The sequence below is a fragment of the Vibrio sp. 10N.237.312.B06 genome (genome assembly GCF_041464685.1).
GTDB classification, from domain to species: Bacteria; Pseudomonadota; Gammaproteobacteria; order Enterobacterales; family Vibrionaceae; genus Vibrio; species Vibrio tasmaniensis_A.
Map to the genome: position 1 here is coordinate 1 of NZ_JBFSPI010000050.1, position 6,558 is coordinate 6,558.

The following is a 6,558-nucleotide window of genomic DNA, read 5'->3' on the forward strand; positions in this document are numbered from 1 at the left end:
TCAAACCTATGCGAGTCACCCCAGCAGAGCTGGGGGTTTATCAATGTTTAATTATGAAAGAAATCCCGTTTCGTTGGATTGACAAATATCTCATTCACCTAAAAATCCAAGAAAAGTTCTATCTACTATTCTTATTACCTCTTATCGCCCTGGTTATACTTACTCTAGTTTTAGATAGCGCCGCGGACTCTTTACTTACTCACCTTTACCAGGATGAATTACACCTGATGAAAGGGCTGATTGAAGCTGGACAACTCACCAAAGATCAGGTCGCTCAACTCATTAGCAATTCTGACACCATCTCTTTAGGATATGGCGCAGGATCTGTTTCTGTCATGAATGGCGCCTTCAGTTTGGTCGCAAGCCATGACCAAAACTTATGGTCAGCTCTATCTACAACTCAGGTTTCGATTATTGCGGTAACTCTCACGCTGATAGCTCTGGGGGTTTACTACATCATGACTTTCATTGGTGGCGCTATGTTCTCGATGAACAAAGCACTCAGCACACTTGCAAGTGGCGATTTAACTTGTCGTATGAACTACTTTTTAGTTCGTGATGAGTTCAGTGAAATAGCTATTACTATCGATAAGGTAGCCGAGCGTGAACAAAACATGGTTCTCTCAATCCAAGAGTCCGTTGCTCTCATGCAGCAAATCAGCTCAGATTTGAACCAGTCAACACAACAAAGCTCAGATATCTCAAGTAATCAACAAGAGCACTTGAATAGCCTCGCCAGCGCAACTGAACAAATGGCAGCAACGATTCGCGAAGTCGCTACCCTTGCCCATGATTCAAGCACTCAAACAATGGACGCTCGTGGTGTCGCACAAAGTGGTCAAGTTAAGGTTTCTAATACTTTGGAATCGATCTCTAGCTTATCCCAAGAGATTCAATCGGCTTCGCAAGCAGTAGAAGAACTCGATGCTAATGCAGCGCAGATCGATGAAGTAGTCGCAACCATCAATGGTATATCTGAACAAACTAACCTGTTAGCGCTAAACGCTGCGATTGAAGCTGCTCGAGCTGGAGAGCAAGGCCGTGGTTTTGCAGTTGTTGCTGATGAAGTTCGCGCTCTTGCCGGACGAACTCAACAAGCGACAGTTGAAATCCAGAGTATGATCGAGTCGTTACAGCGTAACAGTCAATCATTAACAAAACTGATGGAAGTGACGTAAACAATGCCAATGAAGGCCAAACACTGATGTCGGAAGTGAACGTTGAGATCGGTTCTTTAGCTGAGAAAAACCAGTCTATTTCTGATAGTAGTACGCAAATTGCTACTGCTGCAGAAGAGCAAGGTGTCGTTGCGGATAACATTGCACAAAGCGTTGAAGAGATTCGTCATCAATCAGACGGCATCTGCGAGATGATCAGTAAAAGTAACTCTAACGTTGACCAACTTCGTAAGCAGAGCGATACGATGGAAGGTTTACTGACAGGTCTTAAAGCTTAATACTGACATCTAGCCACCATCTAATGATGGTTCAATACAAGGGCTGCTTTTGCAGCCCTTTCTTATTTGCTTTTCCCTTGTACTTCCCCGACAATACCCCTCCTTCAAATTCAACAAACAGAGTAAATTATGACTCCTTCAATTCATCTAGCTAAAGGCCGAGATAAATCACTACGCCGTAAACACCCTTGGGTATTTTCACGCGGTATCGATAAGGTCGAAGGCGAACCACAACAAGGTGAAACTGTAGACGTATATGCTCAGAATGGTCAATGGCTAGCAAAAGCGGCTTACTCACCAGAATCTCAAATTCGAGCTCGTGTTTGGACATTTGAAAAAGAAGAAATTAACAAAGCGTTCTTCGTAAAACGAATTCAAGACGCGCAATCACTGCGTGAAGACATCATTGAGCGTGATGGTTTAACTGGCTACCGCCTTACCGCTGCAGAGTCTGATGGACTGCCAGGTATCACTATCGACAAATATCAAGACTACCTAGTTTGCCAACTACTAAGTGCGGGCGCTGAATTCAATAAGAGCGTATTGGTTGAAGCTTTAATTGAATGCTTCCCAGACTGTAATATTTACGAGCGTTCAGACGTAGCAGTTCGTAAAAAAGAAGGCCTAGAACAAGTTGTTGGTGTACTTCACGGTGAAGAGCCACCAAAATCTATCGTCATTGAAGAAAACGGCGTCAAAATCAGCGTAAACATCATGGAAGGCCACAAAACTGGCTTCTACATGGACCAACGTGATAGCCGTAAAGAATCAATGAAGTATGTTAAAGGCAAAGATGTGCTTAACTGTTTCTCATACACTGGCGGATTTGGTCTTTACGCACTGAAAGGCAACGCAAAACGTGTAATCAACGCAGACGTATCTCAACTTGCTCTTGATACAGCTAAGTTCAACGCTGAACTCAATGAGTTTGATATCTCAAAAAAACGCGCTGTATTCCTAAACGCAGACGTATTTAAACTACTTCGTGAATACCGAGATCAAGGCACTAAGTTTGACGTCGTGATCATGGACCCACCAAAGTTCGTTTCAAGCAAAAATAACCTAACATCAGGAGCTAACGGCTACAAAGATGTAAACATGCTTGCAATGCAAATCTTAAACCCTGGTGGCACTCTACTCACCTACTCTTGCTCTGGCTTGATGGGCACTGATTTATTCCAAAAAATCATCGCTGACGCTGCTCTAGATGCAGGAAGAACCGTTAAATTTGTCGAGCGCTTCGAGCAAGCCGCTGACCACCTAACAGATACAGCGTACCCAGAAGGCTTCTACCTAAAAGGTTTTGCCTGTAAAGTGTTGTAACTGTAGGGTGTTGCAACCTCAACGTAAGGTTTCTTAAGCGCGATTACTTTACTAAATTAAGATATAAAAAAAGGGCCTTTCGGCCCTTTTTGTTTAGTTGCTTGTTGTATCGTATATCTTCAGTAAATCACTTAGGATTGCACTCTCAGATAGCCCCGCGTACTGGCCAGCAGCACCTTCAAGAACAATTTGTTGACTATTCTCACCAACCGAAGTCCCTGCTTGAGAGATTGTAACAGTTAAATCACCGTTACCTTCAACAACACCAATTTGATTACTCTTAAGTAAACTGTCTATAGTATCATTCGCATCTGTGTGCAGTAGTTCTGATAAATCTATCTTATCCTGTCCCTTTGTAAAGTCAGTAATAACATCTCTTTCACCATCTCTAATGTCATTCCGAGAACTAGTCGTGTCTTGATCCACAAACTTAAAGATATCGTCATCACTGCCGCCAGTTAATATATCGTTACCAAGACCACCGATAAGAATATCTTCACCAGCACCACCTTTAACTGTATCGTTGCCCGTTCCACCTCGGAGGCCATCATTACCTTGTCCGCCATCTAGGTAATCATTACCAGCACTACCGAAAATGACATCTATACCTTTTTCACCGTATACATAATCATCGCCAGCACCACTATGAGCAATATCTAAATACGCGTTACTTTGACTCGGCATAGAGTTATTAAAGGCTGCACCTTCACCATTACTGTTTGATGCTAACAAGCTACTGTCTGAACCGTTAGTAAATGATTCTAATGTCGCTTGAGCGTTAGCCTGCTTAGATGCACTATCACCCGCTGTATCATCTAACTTTGAATGACTGTCACCAAGCCAAATGATATCGTCGCCTTTTCCAAGGTGTACATGATCTCCTCCAGCACCAACATTTACTTTAAATCCATTAGCCACTTCTGATTTCGTGAAATACTCTGTTGTTGAATCCGTTCCAACAGAGCTCCATTGAAGCTTAGCATCACCATTTTGATGATGGTATAGCTTAAGAGTATCGACCGCATCACCTGGCGCACTAATATCTAAACCGGATTTACTAGCAGGAACATTAAACACCAACTTATTACTACTAGTATCACCATCACCGTCTTTCAGTGTGTAATCAAAATCAAGTGTTGAAGGCCTATCTTGAGGTTTACCACTAAACTCATACGCTCCGGTGTCAAGGTCAATTACAAATACGAACTTACCATCGACGGTTATGGTTAATTTGTTGGTTGCTTCATCCTTAGAATAGCTAATATTCGAAGGCAAAGTTCCCGATGTTGAGATAGTCGAACCATTAAAGTTAAATGAGCCAGTTCCAAATTTTATCTGACTTACGTAACCACCATCTGCCCCAAAACCAGAACCAGAACCAGAACCAGAACCAGAACCGCTACCTGAGATTGAACCTGTTACGTTTTGTACGATTGAGTTAATAAGTGCATCACTCAGCTGAGATTCATCATCAATCAACTCCGCGTTTTTATCTTTGGGACCTGTTCCATCATATGCAACTTTGTTGATCTGAGTTCTGTTACCTTTTAGATCAATTCCAACTGCGTGCGCGGTAATATTGTTAGTAGTTAAATGCTGCTTCCATGAAGCCTCTTCATATCTATCTATTTTATCATTTTCATGTGTTGCACCATCGCTGATGAAATAACTGACGTTATTTGCGTTAGGTATACGTAAACTGGAGTCCGTATTCCAATAATTCTTACCACCTTGTATCGCGTCATCATAAGCGGTACCACCACCGGCCTGTAGTGCGTTGATATAACCCTTCACTTCGTCGACAGTCATCCATGCTTTGTTATTATGCTCAACTAGAGAAACGTTATAGTTGAATGTTATAAGCTGAACACGAACATTATCTGATGCTCCCGCATATTGATTAAGCATTTGCAGTACGGATGCTTTAAGAACATCGAAACGATCTCCTTTCATTGATCCAGAAACATCCAAAATAAGCTGAACATTAGTGCCTACAGTATGAATAGTCGTATCAATTTCTTCATATTTAGCATCTGGCTGGTCGTCTTCAATTGAAACCGTAATCTGACCTCCAGAGCTAGACAACCCGGAAGTATCCTTAGCAATCACGGGAATATGAATCGATAAGTTATCTTCTCCACTGGTATTAGGGTGATCAACAGGAGCTTTAAGTTGTACCTCATAATGTCCACTACTATTTAAAGTCGCTTCAATAACAGGTTTACCGTTAGCTTCGCCAAGAAGTGTGTGACCATTATTTGATACACTCCAAGTAATTGTATGCCCTTCAGATGTCAGAGGTTGGCCAGTTGATGTTGTTACTGTAATTGAACTTGATTCACTAAATACAGTGTCAGACCAGTTACCATTGGCATCGGTAATAGACAAATCCCCCTGAACAGAGTGTCCATCAGTAGAATCACTCGGCAAACCTATCGTATCCGTAATACCCCCACTAAGAGCTTCTTCAGACACACTGACTGATTGATTCCTGATGACAGGTGCAACTTCATTGTCGAGTATCGAGCCAGTACCTGTGTCGCCACCAATAGTAATCGTGTAATTTTCAGTATTTTCTACAAGAACGTCATCTAATGTCGGAACAATAACTTTAAAGTAAGATACGCCTTTAGGCACAATAATAGATTGCTTATCTGCACTCAGTTTAACGCCATCCGTAAACGAAATGTCTGCTTTTCTAACATCACTACTATTCGGGAAGTTAAATGAGTATGTCACGTCTACATCAGAAGAACCTGTCAGTAAAACGCTATACTCTAAAGCCGCCCCCTCAATTACCGCACGAGCATTAGCAACATTTACAGATGGTTTATCAGAAGCGTCTTCATTTATAGAGCCCGTAGCTGATACACCGTGCTGACCGTGATTAATGATTACATCTTTACTAGCATCAGTTGAAGATTGGAAAGGTATCTCACTCAACTTAATTCCAAAGTCTTCTGATGTTTCGAAACGGTTATCATTTACTGTATCTACATTAACTTTGAAATCCGTAACTTTAGCTGGAAGGGTAAATTCACCGTTAGCTTCGTCAACTAAGATAGTTTTAGTCTTACCATTTTCAATATATGTAACGGTAACCCCCGCATAGGGCTTACTTGTGTCTGCCGCTAAATCCGCAAGGTTTGCTTTGCCAACGCCATTAGAAAATTCAAACTCGACTTTCATCTCAATCGACGCTTCAGAAACCTTCGTCAGATGCCCTTCAAATACAGCAGTGCTTCCTTCATTAACAACATCAGCATCCTTTAATTCAAGCGTAGGGTTATCTGTGTGATCTAAGTTTATTGTACCCTTACCCTGTAGTTCAGAATTCGCTTCATCAATACTCGACGTTCCACCACTTATAGATTTGGTGTCGACAATATGTAGTCCAAAACGTTCAGTCCATTCGAATTTCTCATCCTGCACGGTTTGCACCGTTACACGAAGTTCGGTAGTACCCGCTGGAATTTCAACATAACCGTTAACGACATTGGCAACTTGGAAATCGCCGTTAGCATCTTTGTATTCGTAAGTTAGGCTGTTTGGATCGATGTCATCAGATTCAGTATCGTAACCATTCGTTGTCGCTTCGAATTTAACATACTGTTTTTCAGAAGAGGCTTCATTTAATGTCACTTTAAAGGATGCTTTATCTCCTTCATCGACAGGCGCAGCATCATGGACTTTGATTGTTACGTCGTTGTCGGTGATGATGCCCGCGCCGCTGTCGGTGAGGCTCAGTGCGTCGTTGTTGTCGCCCACTTGACCCGTCA

General features: G+C 42.1%; 2 protein-coding genes and 1 pseudogene. 2 read left to right on the plus strand and 1 reads right to left on the minus strand.

What is annotated here, in order from left to right:
* Positions 1 to 53 precede the first annotated feature (53 nt).
* Positions 54 to 1,456, plus strand: a pseudogene (locus AB6C75_RS14360) (methyl-accepting chemotaxis protein).
* 129 nt (positions 1,457 to 1,585) lie between these two features.
* On the plus strand, positions 1,586 to 2,779 hold the full coding sequence (locus tag AB6C75_RS14365; protein WP_017103465.1) for a class I SAM-dependent methyltransferase: 1,194 nt from the start codon (positions 1,586 to 1,588) through the stop codon (positions 2,777 to 2,779).
* Positions 2,780 to 2,872: 93 nt separating this feature from the next.
* On the opposite strand, the gene AB6C75_RS14370 is transcribed toward AB6C75_RS14365, so the two are convergent.
* Positions 2,873 to 6,558 (minus strand): VWA domain-containing protein (locus AB6C75_RS14370; protein ID WP_372108024.1); only part of this gene is annotated, 3,686 nt, incomplete at its 5' end.

Bases quoted from the DNA above. Each gene is read 5' to 3' on its own strand.
- AB6C75_RS14365 (WP_017103465.1), top strand. From the start codon at position 1,586: ATGACTCCTTCAATTCATCTAGCTAAAGGCCGAGATAAATCACTACGC.